This is a genomic window from Gryllotalpicola koreensis (assembly GCF_039538185.1).
Taxonomy (GTDB): Bacteria; Actinomycetota; Actinomycetes; order Actinomycetales; family Microbacteriaceae; genus Gryllotalpicola; species Gryllotalpicola koreensis.
Genome location: NZ_BAABBW010000003.1, coordinates 424,487 through 437,218, shown reverse-complemented (window position 1 = coordinate 437,218; position 12,732 = coordinate 424,487). Strand labels below are relative to the sequence as shown.

The 12,732-nt window shown below is 67.5% G+C and carries 15 protein-coding genes; 6 read left to right on the top strand and 9 right to left on the bottom strand.

Annotated features, from left to right (window positions below):
* Window positions 1-108: 108 nt before the first annotated feature.
* From ABD708_RS10595 to ABD708_RS10585, 3 genes are read right to left on the bottom strand one after another with little or no spacing between them, the layout of a single operon-like run.
* On the bottom strand, window positions 109-1,161 hold the full coding sequence (locus ABD708_RS10595; protein WP_344754528.1) for a glycosyltransferase family 2 protein: 1,053 nt from the start codon (window positions 1,159-1,161) through the stop codon (window positions 109-111).
* Between the two features lie 31 nt (window positions 1,162-1,192).
* A complete protein-coding gene (locus ABD708_RS10590) occupies window positions 1,193-2,197 on the bottom strand; it encodes a lysylphosphatidylglycerol synthase transmembrane domain-containing protein (RefSeq protein WP_344754153.1) in 1,005 nt (334 codons plus the stop codon).
* Entirely contained in the window at window positions 2,175-3,161 is a 987-nt protein-coding gene (locus tag ABD708_RS10585; RefSeq protein ID WP_344754151.1) for a glycosyltransferase, read from the bottom strand. The genes ABD708_RS10590 and ABD708_RS10585 overlap by 23 nt, the downstream gene beginning before the upstream one ends.
* Before the next feature lie 211 nt (window positions 3,162-3,372).
* Between ABD708_RS10585 and ABD708_RS10580 the strand changes: the two genes are divergently transcribed.
* From ABD708_RS10580 to ABD708_RS10570, 3 genes are all read left to right on the top strand, one after another.
* The gene (locus tag ABD708_RS10580) at window positions 3,373-4,089 is read left to right on the top strand and encodes a class I SAM-dependent methyltransferase (protein ID WP_344754149.1); all 717 of its coding nucleotides are present in this window, start codon (window positions 3,373-3,375) and stop codon (window positions 4,087-4,089) included.
* A gap of 100 nt (window positions 4,090-4,189) precedes the next feature.
* Window positions 4,190-5,032, top strand: a complete 843-nt coding sequence (locus tag ABD708_RS10575; RefSeq protein ID WP_344754147.1) for a glycosyltransferase — start codon at window positions 4,190-4,192, stop codon at window positions 5,030-5,032.
* Between the two features lie 22 nt (window positions 5,033-5,054).
* Entirely contained in the window at window positions 5,055-6,206 is a 1,152-nt protein-coding gene (locus ABD708_RS10570) for a glycosyltransferase family 4 protein (RefSeq protein ID WP_344754145.1), read from the top strand.
* A 12-nt stretch (window positions 6,207-6,218) separates the two neighbouring features.
* Here ABD708_RS10570 and purE read toward each other — a convergent pair whose 3' ends face one another.
* The gene (gene purE, locus ABD708_RS10565; protein ID WP_344754143.1) at window positions 6,219-6,725 is read right to left on the bottom strand and encodes a 5-(carboxyamino)imidazole ribonucleotide mutase; all 507 of its coding nucleotides are present in this window, start codon (window positions 6,723-6,725) and stop codon (window positions 6,219-6,221) included.
* Window positions 6,726-6,783: 58 nt separating this feature from the next.
* On the bottom strand, window positions 6,784-7,941 hold the full coding sequence (locus tag ABD708_RS10560) for a 5-(carboxyamino)imidazole ribonucleotide synthase (RefSeq protein ID WP_344754141.1): 1,158 nt from the start codon (window positions 7,939-7,941) through the stop codon (window positions 6,784-6,786).
* A 38-nt stretch (window positions 7,942-7,979) separates the two neighbouring features.
* Here ABD708_RS10560 and ABD708_RS10555 point away from each other — a divergent pair, with 38 nt between their 5' ends.
* Window positions 7,980-8,558, top strand: a complete 579-nt coding sequence (locus ABD708_RS10555) for a GtrA family protein (RefSeq protein ID WP_344754139.1) — start codon at window positions 7,980-7,982, stop codon at window positions 8,556-8,558.
* Here ABD708_RS10555 and ABD708_RS10550 read toward each other — a convergent pair.
* Genes ABD708_RS10550 through ABD708_RS10535 form a run of 4 tightly spaced genes read right to left on the bottom strand, consistent with a single transcriptional unit; the run spans window position 8,555 to window position 10,547 of the window.
* Window positions 8,555-9,130, bottom strand: a complete 576-nt coding sequence (locus tag ABD708_RS10550) for a PH domain-containing protein (RefSeq protein ID WP_344754137.1) — start codon at window positions 9,128-9,130, stop codon at window positions 8,555-8,557. The genes ABD708_RS10555 and ABD708_RS10550 overlap by 4 nt on opposite strands.
* A gap of 6 nt (window positions 9,131-9,136) precedes the next feature.
* On the bottom strand, window positions 9,137-9,931 hold the full coding sequence (locus ABD708_RS10545) for a biotin--[acetyl-CoA-carboxylase] ligase (RefSeq protein ID WP_344754135.1): 795 nt from the start codon (window positions 9,929-9,931) through the stop codon (window positions 9,137-9,139).
* A gap of 26 nt (window positions 9,932-9,957) precedes the next feature.
* The gene (locus ABD708_RS10540) at window positions 9,958-10,356 is read right to left on the bottom strand and encodes a hypothetical protein (RefSeq protein WP_344754133.1); all 399 of its coding nucleotides are present in this window, start codon (window positions 10,354-10,356) and stop codon (window positions 9,958-9,960) included.
* Window positions 10,357-10,364: 8 nt separating this feature from the next.
* Entirely contained in the window at window positions 10,365-10,547 is a 183-nt protein-coding gene (locus ABD708_RS10535; protein ID WP_344754131.1) for a type II toxin-antitoxin system HicA family toxin, read from the bottom strand.
* Window positions 10,548-10,885: 338 nt separating this feature from the next.
* On the opposite strand from ABD708_RS10535, the gene ABD708_RS10530 reads away from it, so the two are divergent.
* A complete protein-coding gene (locus ABD708_RS10530) occupies window positions 10,886-12,484 on the top strand; it encodes an acyl-CoA carboxylase subunit beta (protein WP_344754129.1) in 1,599 nt (532 codons plus the stop codon).
* Entirely contained in the window at window positions 12,481-12,729 is a 249-nt protein-coding gene (locus ABD708_RS10525; RefSeq protein ID WP_344754127.1) for an acyl-CoA carboxylase epsilon subunit, read from the top strand. Before ABD708_RS10530 ends, ABD708_RS10525 begins: the two co-directional genes overlap by 4 nt.
* The last annotated feature ends 3 nt before the right edge of the window (window positions 12,730-12,732 follow it).

Below are 12,732 nucleotides of genomic sequence, written 5' to 3'. Positions count from 1 at the left end.
GATCGCCTCGCGGAGGCGACGCCGGGAACGGCCGTTTTGTGCTTGATCCATGCCTCGCGACCTCCTGCCCTCCACGACACATCGACAAAGCGTGAGGGCGGAATCGGCTTAGAGGGTACGGACTCGGCGATTGACCTCAAGAATCGTTGTGAGTCGATACTTTATGAAGAACGCCAGCATGAAGTGCCGCAACGGCAGCCGAGAAATACGGCACCTCTTGAAAATCCCTTGGAAAAGCCGATCATCGACCAGTTCTTGAAATTCGCCTCGTCGCGCGCGAAAGGTTCGGGGGTTGTCCGGATGGAACGGACCGAGATGCACGCAGTACAGGAGTTCCCAGAGGACTCGGTAGTCATAGAGCTCGTTCCAGTCAGGATTTCGATTTCGCAGCCTTGGCAGCAGTGATGCGAGCGCGTGCAGCGCGCCCTTGCAGTACTCGATCTTCTTCGGGTTGAACCGGTGACCCTCCGACTTGATGAAGAGCCGGTGATGCAGCACTGTGTACTCAACTCGCACGGCGTTGCGCGCCACATCCAGGCACGCGAGATTGAAGATGATGTCCTCGGCATGGTGGACATCCTCGGAGAATCTCAGGTCGTTGCCGAGAAGAAAATCCCGCCGGTACAGCTTCGCCCATGGCGTTACTAGCCTCATCAACTCAAACACAGGCTTGTTGCTTCGGAACCGATTCAGACAGTCCTCTTGCAGTTTGCCGATCAAATCTGAAATATCCACCGGCTCGCTGGGCCGCGTCTTCTTCGGCGCCGAGACCTCAGATTCCTTTTCAAACTCATCGAAATCGAGATAGACGACATCCGCCTCCACACTGGTGCAACGTCGAATTGCTTCAATCGCGTCGCACGCTAGGAGGTCATCATGGTCGAGAAACATGATCCACCTGCCATGGGCGAGACCGATGCCGTGGTTGCGGGCGGAAGAAATACCGCCGTTGCGTTTGTGGACTACGCGAATAAACGGATATTCGGCCGCATACTCGTCGAGCACGAGAGGACTCTCGTCCGACGAGCCATCATCAACGCAGATGAGTTCGACGTCGTCCCTATCTACTTGCGAAACGACGCTACCGAGACAAGCCCGAAGGTGTTCGCCGGTGTTGTATACCGGGACGATTATGGACAGTAGCACTCTCAAGTCCTTCATGTTGTAACAAAGTCGTGGGGCTGGGCCGCGGTCACGGCGAGCGTCGGCCATCGGCCTCCGTGAAGGTCTCGCCCCGCTGAAATGCAACATCGTCATGGCGGTGACGGCGGCTGAGGAGCAGCGCGACCAGCGCGCCGAGACAGTCGATGGCGATCTGCGCGAGACGAGAGATGATCGCCACGGCGAGCGCCCCGCTCGTTCCGGCGATGGGCCCGAGCAATGCGACCAGTACCGCCTCTCGTGGGCCGATTCCCCCGGGCGCGATGATGATGACGAACCCGACCGCAAAGGCGAGTTGCGCCGCGCCGAGGGCCAACCAGAAGTTGGCGGTTCCGCTTGTCGAAATGGCTCTAACGATTACCCACGTTTGGAAACCATTGCTCACCGCACCTAACAGCGACCATGCGGTTGCACCCAGCAGCGGTCTGCCCCCGACCGAAACCTCACCGAAGGCTCGGAAACGCCACCCGACGCGCGCGACAAGTCGCAGGACCCAGGTCAAGAGTCCAGGCCACAGCGCGGCGAAACACATAGCGGCGATCGGCACGAGCCACCAATACTTGGCGATTGAGCCACCGGAGAGGAAGACCCCCAAGACACCCGCCACGACGGCTGCGCCTAGCCCGATTGTCATCGTCAGAACGGCCGCGACAGCGCTGTGGGTTCTCGGTACGCCGTTGCGCTTCATCAGTTCCATCTGCGCAGCTACCGGCCACACCGCGCCGGGAACGTACTTGCCGAGCGCGGCCGTGAGGAAGGCGCGTGCGACCTGCGCCACAGGAATTCGGTGGGATGTCGCAGCGAGGCTCTCACGCGAGGCCATGACCGACGTGAACTGCGCGACGACTGCAGCGAAAAGGGCAAGGAGCAGTGTCTGCGCATCGATCAGTCCCACGGCTCGTGTGAAGTCCGACCATTGCTTCACCACGGCGGCGACCAGAAGCCCGAGGGCGACGACAAGAAACGCCACAGAGGCGATTGTCTTAACGTGTCTTTTCACTTCGCCCGCGCCTTCATTCATCCACTCCTTGCTCATCGGACCACGGAAGCGCGTCGAGCGCGGCGGCGATCACATCGACGCTGAAACGCTTTTCGAACAACACTCGCCCCGCTTTCCCGATCGCCTCGAGGCCCTCACGGTGCTCTGCCGCCCAGAGGATCGCCTCTTCGATCGCCTCGGCCGAGCCCTGCGGGACAACGAGGGCATCGACTCGGTCCGTGACCACTCGAGATTCATGATTCGCCCCGATTACCGTCGGTAACCCCGCACAGAGGAACTGATACGCCTTCCCGGTGATTACACGCTGGGACTGCACCGTGTCACCGAACGGACCTGCTAGGAAGAGGTCGCACTCGCCGAACAGTTCGGGCAGCCTCTCATAGTCCACCCACAACCGATGCCGCACTCTCGCGCCGGCTGACACAGCCCGATGCACAGCCTGCACCGTTTCGTTGTCACCGCCGACAAGTTCGAAGTCGATGTCCTCTCGATCGCGGAGTGAGACGGCTGCCGCTAGAACATGGTCCAGACCGTGCAACGGCAGCATGGACCCGTAGTACAGCACCGTGAGACAATCCGAGCTCGACCGCGTCCGCGGTCGCGGCGCAAATGTCTTTTCATCGGTGCCGACGGGCACGGGACGGTAGTGGTCCCGCGGGATGCTCATGAGCCGCGAGCTGAGTTCCGCATGTGAAGGCGTGTCGGTGAGAACTGCGACGGACCGTAGCGACCATCTGCGGAACAGCGCGCGCAGGACTCGCGCAGGTGCGGACCCCTCGCGGAACTTGCGGTGCTCGTAAACGAACCACTCGACCGCGTTGACGAACTCGTCGAACACGACCGGGCGGCCGCCGGAGAGGGCAAGCACGATCGGTAGGATCTCGTAGCCGCGGAAGGTGACAAGGTATGCGTCGGGGCGGCGCCGTCGCAATTGCCACAGTTGCCGGGTCACCTCGAGATAGCGCCGAAGGCCGCGACTCCGATTCTTGACCACCACCACGTCATCGAACCTCTCGCCCCGATCCAGCGCGTCCCTTAGGCTGACCGCACGGACGTAATCGGGATGCCGATAGCACGTGACCACTGCGATAGAGGAGCGCCTGTGAGCGGCGTCAGGTTCTGGCAAAGACATCCTCGAGTTGCGAAGGCGGGCTTGTGACAGGTTACCAAGGGCCGATTGTGAGGCCGCCTGCGCAGCTTCCCCGCTCTCCGTGCGCGCCTCGCTGCGATACGACGTCGTCTCCCGCGTGATCTCGGCCTGTTCCCCGCGAACTGCTTTGAAGATCGGATGCGGCCGGGGCCTTCGGCGCGCGACTCGCGGGTCGGGTCGACTACCTGGGCGTCGAGCCGGACGCGCAGTCCTACGCGACCGCCGCCAGCAGAATCGAACCGAGGGGGGAAGGCTTCGACTCGGCACGGCAGACGTCGTCGCCGACGGCAGCACCTTCGATCTCGTGTGCGCGTTCGAGGTTCTCGAGCACATTGAAGATGACTTCGGCGCGCTCGCGCGCTGGGCATCGCTCATCAGGCCAGGGGGGCAGCTCGTGCTCTCTGTCCCCGCATTCGAGGAGCGCTTCGGGCCAATGGACGTCCATGCGGGACATTTTCGCCGCTATTCGCCGGAGGATCTCGACCAGCGGATTCTTGCGGCGGGGCTGCGGACCGACACAATCCGCGCCTACGGTTGGCCGCTCAGCTATGCCCTCGAGGCCGTTCGCAATCGCATCGACGCCAAGAAGCTCGCCGCCGCCCGGCGCCGCGGCACCTCGGCGGCGGAACTGACTGCGGCAAGCGGACGAACCTTCCAATCTCCGGCGTTACGCGGCGTCGTGATCGCCGTTGCCGCGGCGACGCTGCCCTTCCGTTACGCGCAGAGGCGCCCGACTCCTGGAATCGGCCTCGTCGCCGTGGCGACCCGCCCCGAGTAGCGCGTTCAGCCTTCGCGGCAGTGTGCGCTCGTAGACTGTCCGGGTGGAGGCGCAGAGGACGAGTGAGGCGGTTGTGACGGAGGCCGACGATTGTTCTCACGTGGACCCGACCCTCGCCGTGATCACGGTCAACTACCGTTCGCAGGACGCGCTCACCGAGTTGATCGAGTCGCTGGCCGCGGCCGATACCCTGCCCCTGCAGACCCTCGTCGTGAACAACGAGGCCGGTGCGAGCCTGAGCCTGCCCGCTCTCGAGGGGCTCGCGATCGTCGACGCCGGCGGCAACCTCGGCTACGGCGGCGGCATCAACGCCGGCGCACGCCGGCTCGCGGAATCCGTCGAGTGGATCCTCGTGACGAACCCCGACGTGCGCATCGAACCGGATGCCCTGAGCCGGTTGCTGGAGGTGGCCCGCTCCCACACGAAGGCCGGGTCGGTGGGACCCCGGATCCTCGAGACCACCGGCGAGGTGTACCCGTCCGCGCGCGAGCTGCCCAGCCTGCGCACCGGCATCGGGCACGCGCTGCTGGCGAACGTCTGGCTGAGCAACCCGTGGACCCGGCGTTACCGCGGCGAGACCCGAGAGACGACGGGCACCTGGCGCGAGACCGGCTGGCTGTCCGGCTCGTGCGTGCTGGTGCGCCGGGCCGCGTTCGAGGCCATCGGAGGCTTCGACGACAGCTACTTCATGTACTTCGAGGACGTCGACCTCGGCGCGCGGCTCACCAGGGCCGGCTGGCGGAACCTGTACGTCCCCGGCGCGACCGTGACGCACACCGGTGCGCACTCGACGTCGACGGCGGCGGATTCCATGCGCGCGGAGCACCACCGCAGCGCCTATCAGTACCTCTCCCGCAAGTACGCCGGCTGGTACCTCGCCCCGCTACGCGTCGCGCTCAAGGCGGCGTTGATGCTGCGTGCCCGATTCACGAGCCGCGGCTGAGTCCCGGTAATCTCGACTCACCATGACGACTCTGCGCGTGTTCGCCGACGACGCGCTCGCGCGCTCGTCGGCTCAGCCGAGGATCAACGGCCTGACCCGCTACGCGGGCGAACTCACGCGGGCGCTGATCGACACCGCACCGCCCGAGTGCGATGTCGAGCTGATCGCATCCAGCCGTCCCAAGAGCGCACTGACCGAGCTCGAATCCGAGTTCCCCGCGGCGACGCGCACCACCGTTTCGCGGCTTTCGCATTGCGTTCTCGCCTCGGCGTGGGCGGGCGGCATCCGGGTCGCCGCCGGCACGGGCATCCTGCACGCACCTAGTCTGTTCGCGCCGCTCGTCGGCCACGACCGCAGTGTTGCCAGGCAGCTCGTGGTGACGATCCATGACACGATCGCCTGGACGCATCCGTCATCCCTCGACGGCGGCACCGCCGCCTGGACGCGGCGCATGGCGCGCCGCGCCGCGAAACACGCCGACGCGATCGTGGTGCCGAGTCACGCCGTCGCCGCCGAGCTCACCGAGCGCATCGATGTCGGCGAGCGCGTGCGGGTCATCCCCGGCGCGACGAGCTCGAGCATCGTGCTGCCCGCCGAGCCCGAGGTGCGCTCGAGCTGGCTGAAGCTGCCCGAACGGTTCGTGCTGGCATCCGGCTCCATGGATCCGCGCGCCGGCATCGCCGAGCTGATCCAGGCGGCCGCTCTGCCGGACTTCCACGACGTCCCGCTGCTCATCATCGGCGACGACGAATGGCGCGGTCAGCGCATCACGGAAGCAGCCATGCTCGCGGGACTTCCTGAGGACCGCGTGCGCCCCCTCGGCACCGTCAGCGACTCCGATCTCGCCCTGCTGCTGAAGCGCGCAGAGGCCTTCGTCGCACCGAGCTACGCGGAAGGCTTCGGCCTGATGGCGCTTGAGGCGCTCGCCTTCGGCACACCGCTCGTGCACTCCGATGCGCCTGCCCTCGTCGAGCTCGCGAGTGGAGCCGGCTACCCCGTCGTGCGGCATGACGCGGGGTCAAGCTACGCCGAGCGCCTCGCCGCCGCGGTCGGCAACGTGCTCCACGGGGACGCCGACGCCGAGTCTCTCGCGACCCTCGGCCGGGACCGCGCCAAGGCCTTCAGCTGGCGCGACTCCGGCGCCAGGGTCTGGCAGCTGCACGCCGAGCTGTAGCCGGACACGGGGTCACAGCCCGGCGATCAGCGCCTGATTCTTCTGCTCGACGAGCGCCTCGAGCTCGCGCGCGTAGGCAGCGACCTTCTCGCTCAGCTCAGCGTCGCCCGAGGCGAGGATGCGCCCCGCGAACAACCCGGCGTTCGCCGCCCCGTTGATCGCCATCGTCGCGACCGGGATGCCCGCGGGCATCTGCACGATCGACAGCAGCGAGTCGAGTCCGTCGAGTCGTGCGAGCTGCACGGGCACGCCGATCACGGGCAGCGTGGTGACCGAGGCGACCATGCCCGGCAGGTGCGCGGCGCCGCCGGCGCCCGCGATGATGACACGGATGCCGCGGGCGGCGGCCCCCTTGCCGAAAGCCAGCATCTTGTCCGGCGTGCGATGCGCCGAGACCACCTCGACCTCGTACGAGATGCCGAAGCGGTCGAGCGACTCCGCCGCCGCCTTCATCGTCGGCCAGTCGCTGTCGGAGCCCATGATGATGGCGACCTGCGCCGCAGTGGTCGAGAGTGGCATGGTGTCAGGATATCGGGGACCATTTCGAGACGCGCGCTGCGCGAGCTCCGCAACCGCGCTAGTCGAAGTAAGCGGCTGCGGCACGGGCATCCGTCAGCACGCCGTCGAGACTAGCGCCTGTCAGGGTCACGTGCCCGACCTTGCGACCCGGGCGCGACTCCTTGGCGTAGCTGTGCAGCTTCACGGCGGGGAACCGCTCGGCGACCGCCGGGTAGCGGTCCTGCATGAGCTGCCCGACCGGCCCGCCGAGCACGTTGATCATGACCGACCACTCCTCGCGCGGCCGCGTCGAGCCGAGCGGCAGGTCGAGCACCGCGCGCAGGTGCTGCTCGAACTGGCTCGTGACAGCGCCGTCGATCGACCAGTGGCCGCTGTTGTGCGGGCGCATGGCCAGCTCGTTGACGAGCACGCGCCCGTCGCGGGTCTCGAACAGCTCGACGGCGAGCATGCCGGTGACGCCGACGCCCTCCGCGATGCGCACGGCGATGTCGCGCGCCTCATCGGCGACGGTGCGATCGGACGCCCCGGCCACCGCGTCGCCCGCTGTCGGCGCCGGCGCGATCACCTCGGCGCACACGCCGCCCTTCTGCACCGTCTCGACCACGGGGTAGGCGACGATCTCACCCGAGGGCCGGCGCGCGACCTGCTGGGCGAGCTCGCGCACGAAGTCGACGAGCTCCTCGACGATGAGCGAGCCGCCGCGGCCGTCCTCGGCAAGGGCGATGAACCAGTCGTCCGCCCCGTTCTTGTCGTCGACGACGCGCACGCCTTTGCCGTCATAGCCGCCGCGCGCGGTCTTCACGACGGCGCGGCCGCCGTGGGTCTCAAGGAACGCCCCGAGCTCGTCCGCGTCCGAGATCGCCGCCCAGTCAGGCGACGGCAGGCCGAGCTCGGTGATCTTCTGCCGCATGAGCAGCTTGTCCTGCGCATAGAGCAGGGCATCGGGGCCCGGGCGCACCGGCACGCCGGCGTCGACGAGCGCGTGCAGCACGTGCTGCGGGACGTGCTCGTGGTCGAAGGTGACGACGTCGACGGTCTGCGCGAAGGCGAGCACCGTGTCGAGGTCGCGGTAGTCGCCGACCGCGGTGGCGGCGAGCTCTGCCGACATCCCCGGCGCCTCTTCGAGGACCTTGATGGTGACGCCCAGCGCGACGGCGGGCGGGATCATCATGCGGGCGAGCTGGCCGCCGCCGATCACTCCGACAGTGCTCTTCATGGACCCAGGCTATCGGGGACGGCGAATAGCATGACCGGGTGCAGAACCTGTTCGTCGCGCTCTACAACCGCTTCATCCGCGACGCCATGAAGTTCCTGGTCGTCGGCGGGGCGGGCTTCGTCATCGACACCGCCGTCTTCAACCTGATGCGACTGGGCGCGAGCGGTCACGGCCACTTCTTCCAGGGGCCGATCGGCGCCAAGATCGTCTCGGTCGCGGTCGCCACGATCGTGACGTGGGTCGGCAACCGGTACTGGACGTTCCGCGAGCACCGGCGCCAGAACTACCTCCTCGAGTTCGTCGAGTTCACGATCATCTCGCTCGCCGGCCTCGGCCTGAACCTGCTCTGCCTATGGGTGTCGCACTATGTGCTCGGGTTCACCTCGCTGCTCGCCGACAATATCTCGGGCACCCTGATCGGAACGGTCCTCGCGATGGTCTTCCGCTTCGTGCTCTACCGCTACTGGGTCTACGGCCACTACCGGAAAGACGGCCTGACCGCGGTCAAGGACCGCGAGGCCCGCGCTGCGGCGGCCGCGATCTACGAGTCGGAGGCCGACGCCTCAGGCGACCCCTTCGCGACGGGCCCGGTCACGATCGTCGAGGACCGCGACTAGCGCCCCGTCCACACCGTCGTCTGCCGCGTGATCGTCGGCGACTGCATCACCTGGCGCTGCGAGGTCTGCAGGCTCGCGGCGTTCTCCATCAGGTCGTGCAACGCGACCTGCACGGTGCGCGCCCGGGGAATGTCACGGAGAACCAGCACCGTCTCCCCCGCGACCGTGATGCGCAGGTTGCCGGAGCCGAACATCGCCTGCAGCGGCCCCCTGCCGAGCTCGACGTCGTAGCCCCGCGTGTGCAGCAGCTCCTGGTTGCGGCGCACGAAGAACCCGCGCCGCACGACGATCCGGCGCGTCGTGATGATGAAGCGCCGCGACAGCCACGCGAAATACGGCAGCAGGAACAGCAGCAGCACGAGCAGTGCGGCACCGAGCAGCACCGCGTAGCGCGCCCAGGCGGCCTCGAAGCGATCGGCGAAGTACCCGTAGCCCGCGCACACCAGCACCAGCGCGATGCTCGGCCAGAACAGGGCGCGCGCGTGGGGGCGCAAGCGTGCGACGACCCGCTCGGGCGGGCCTGCGGGGGCCCCGGGGGCCGCCGCCGTGCGCGGGGCTACCGGTCTGGCCATGAGCCATTAATACCGCAGGTGGGTCACGTCTCCTGCTGCGACCGCCGCGGGTCCGGCATCCGTTATCACCATGAGACGTCCTGAGTCGTCGAGACCGGTCGCGCGCGCCGTCATGATCCGGCCGTCCGGCAGCTCGATGCGCACGTCACGTCCGACGGTCGCGCACTCCCGATCGAGAAGAGAGCGGATGCCTGCGCCGTCGGCGTCTCCCCCCGCATTCGCCAGCTCGTAGACGAGCACGCGGAGCTCGCCGAGGTACGCCGCGAGGATCGCGTCGGGGTCCGGCTCGGCCACCCCCGCGAGCCGCAGCGAGGTGGCGGTGGGGGCGGGCAGCGCGTCCGCGCCGATGGTGAGGTTGAGTCCGGAGCCGACGACGACCGCCGAGGCATCCGGCACCAGCTCGGCGAGGATGCCGCACACCTTGCGGCCGCCGATGAGCACGTCGTTCGGCCACTTCAGCTCGACGTCCCGCGCCCCTGCCGCCGTGACGGCACGCTTCATCGCGACGCCGGCGAGGAGCGGCAGCCAGCCGAAGGAGCCGACGGGCAGGCTGCCCGGCAGCTCATCCGGCCGCAGCAGCACCGAGATCGCGAGGCTCGTGCCGGGCGGCGCGCTCCAACTGCGGCCGAGGCGGCCACGGCCTGCCGTCTGCTCGTCGGTGAGCAGCACGGAGAGGTGCGGCCAGTCCGAGGCGGCGGCGGACGCCCGCTCGATCAGCTCCCGGTTGGTCGAGCCGGCGCTCGGGACGACCACCAGACGCGAGGCGACCAACCGGGCCCGGGGCAGTTCAGGAAGACTCACGAGCCCATTGTTGCGTGGGAAAGGCGCTAGGACGCCTTGGCCGTGGCGAGCTGATGGACGCGCTGTGTAGACATGCCGAGCATTCGAGCGGCCTCGGCATAGGTGTAGCCGCTCGCACGAAGGGCGCGCACCACGGCGCGGCTGAGGGCCGCCGCCTCCGCCTCGTCAGCACGCGCGCGCTCGGCTTTTTGCCGGGCGCGTTCCCAATCGGCGGCGACCCCTGCGGGCATCCGCAGACTCACCTGGACGTCGAGCATCTCGGGCTCGACATCCAGCCACACAGCTGCGGCTTCCTCAGCCATGCGCTGCACATCGCCGAGTTTGCGGGCAGCGGTGCGCGTACTGATCTCGGGCAACTCGATCTCCCACCAGCCGCCTTCGCGGGTGGCCACGGCATCGACGCGGCGCTTGCTGCTCTCACTCATGTCCTGCCTCACTTCCACTCGTCCGGAGTATTCGGGACCTTGGCGATCACGTCGCGCACGACGCCAGGGGACACCTTGCCGCCGTGGGCGACCAGACTCACGCTCACCGCTCCATCGGGCGACTTCCAGACCTCGTGGCTTCCCCGAGTCCTGTCGATCTCCCAGCCGCTGCTGCGCAAGAACTTCGCCACGACCCGATACTTCAGTTCCCTGACCATCGGCTCGATCAATCCCCTCTAGAATAACTGCGTCTATCCCCACTTGATGAGACTGTTGTCGGCGACTGCCCGAGGCGTGCACCGCGCCGAGTCTTCGCCCTCCTGTCTCGTGCCGAGACCGCCGCACCCTCGATCTGTGAGCTTCTTCCCTCAGCACCAAGCTGTGCTGGCCGAGATCCCTCCAACTCCAGCTCCCCAGACGGCGGATCCGTGACGTTACGTGAGCCTCCGCAACTCCCCAAGCCTCAGCAGATCCTTTGTAGGAATCCATCAACGGTCTGGGCCCAACGCTCGCAGGTAGGGTGAAACGCGTGACCGAAGACGCCACGGAACCCGACCTCGCGACCACAGCCGGACGCATCGCCGACCTCAAGGCCCGCTATCACGAGGCCGTGACGGTGAAAGAGGAGGCGAGCGCCGCCAAGCAGCACTCCAAGGACAAGCTGACGGCCCGCGAGCGCATCCTGGGCCTGCTCGACCCGGGCACCTTCGTCGAATTCGACGAGTTCGTGCGTCACCGCTCGACGGGCTTCGGCATGGAGGCGAAGCGCCCCTTCGGCGACGCCGTGATCACGGGCACCGGCGCCGTCGCGGGGCGTCAGGTCGCCGTCTTCAGCCAGGACTTCACGACCTTCGGCGGCTCGCTCGGCGAGGTCGCCGGCGAGAAGATCATCAAGGTCATGGACCACGCCCTGAAGACGGGCTCGCCCATCATCGGCATCCTCGACTCCGGCGGCGCGCGCATTCAGGAGGGCGTCGTCGCCCTCGGCAAGTACGCCGAGATCTTCCGCCGCAACACGGCGGCCTCTGGCGTCATCCCGCAGATCTCCATCGTCGTCGGCCCGGCGGCGGGCGGCGCGGTGTACTCCCCCGCCCTCACCGATTTCGTGATCATGGTCGACAAGACGAGCCACATGTTCGTCACCGGCCCCGACGTCATCAAGACGGTCACCGGCGAGGACGTCGGCTTCGAGGAACTCGGCGGCGCGCTCACCCACAACAAGCTCTCGGGCGTCAGCCACTACCTCGCCACCGACGAGGCCGATGCCCTCGACTATGCGCGCAACCTGCTCAGCTACCTGCCTGACAACAACCTGACGGACGCGCCGGTCTACGACGTCGAGCCCGAGCTCGAGATCACGGATGCCGATCGCGAGCTCAACCTGCTCATCCCCGACTCCCCCAACCAGCCCTACGACGTGAACCGCGTCATCGAGCACATCGTCGACGACGGCGAGTTCCTCGAGATCCAGCCGCTGTTCGCGCCGAACATCGTGATCGGCTTCGGCCGCGTCGAGGGCCGCTCGGTCGGCATCATCGCCAACCAGCCGAACGCCATGGCGGGAACGCTCAACATCGACGCAGGCGAGAAGGCCGCGCGCTTCGTGCGCTTCTGCGATTCGTTCTCGATCCCGATCGTGACGCTCGTCGACGTGCCCGGCTACCTGCCCGGCACCGATCAGGAGTGGACCGGCGTCATCCGCCGCGGCGCCAAGCTGCTCTACGCCTACGCCGAGGCGACCGTGCCGCTCGTCACGATCATCACGCGCAAGGCCTACGGCGGCGCGTACATCGTGATGGGCTCGAAGCAGCTCGGCGCCGACATCAACCTCGCGTGGCCGACGGCCGAGATCGCGGTGATGGGCGGCCAGGGCGCCGTCAACATCCTCTACCGTTCGCAGATCTCGGATGCCCGCGAGCGCGGCGAGGACGTGCAGGCGCTGCGCCAGAAGCTCGCGAGCGACTACGCCTACGAGGTCGCCTCGCCGTACCTCGCCGCCGAGCGCGGCGCGCTCGACTCGGTCATCGAGCCGGCGGCGACCCGCACCGCGATCATCAAGGCCCTGCGCTCGCTGCGCACCAAGCGCGCGTCGCTGCCGCCGAAGAAGCACGGGAACATCCCGCTGTGAGTCCGAAGCACCGCGCCGCAGACGCCGAGCAGGCATCCGTCGACCTGCGCTTCGTCACCCAGGGTCTCAGCCCTGAAGAGGTCGCCGCGGCGACGGCCGTGCTCACCGCGGCGCTGCAGCAGCAAGCGCAGGCGGCGAACGCCCTCGTAGAGCCCGAGCGGCCCTCCGCATGGTCGCGCTCGACGCGCGGCCTGCGCCGCCCGCTCCGCGGCGACTGGCGCGGCTTCACCGCAGAGGGTCTCTGACCC

Excerpts from the sequence above, each read along its gene's own strand:
- ABD708_RS10570 (WP_344754145.1), top strand. The coding sequence starts at position 5,055 with ATGACGACTCTGCGCGTGTTCGCCGACGACGCGCTCGCGCGCTCGTCG.
- ABD708_RS10560 (WP_344754141.1), bottom strand. The coding sequence starts at position 7,941 with ATGAAGAGCACTGTCGGAGTGATCGGCGGCGGCCAGCTCGCCCGCATG.
- ABD708_RS10590 (WP_344754153.1), bottom strand. The coding sequence starts at position 2,197 with ATGAGCAAGGAGTGGATGAATGAAGGCGCGGGCGAAGTGAAAAGACAC.
- ABD708_RS10540 (WP_344754133.1), bottom strand. The coding sequence starts at position 10,356 with ATGAGTGAGAGCAGCAAGCGCCGCGTCGATGCCGTGGCCACCCGCGAA.
- ABD708_RS10595 (WP_344754528.1), bottom strand. The coding sequence starts at position 1,161 with ATGAAGGACTTGAGAGTGCTACTGTCCATAATCGTCCCGGTATACAAC.
- ABD708_RS10550 (WP_344754137.1), bottom strand. The coding sequence starts at position 9,130 with ATGGCCAGACCGGTAGCCCCGCGCACGGCGGCGGCCCCCGGGGCCCCC.
- purE (WP_344754143.1), bottom strand. The coding sequence starts at position 6,725 with ATGCCACTCTCGACCACTGCGGCGCAGGTCGCCATCATCATGGGCTCC.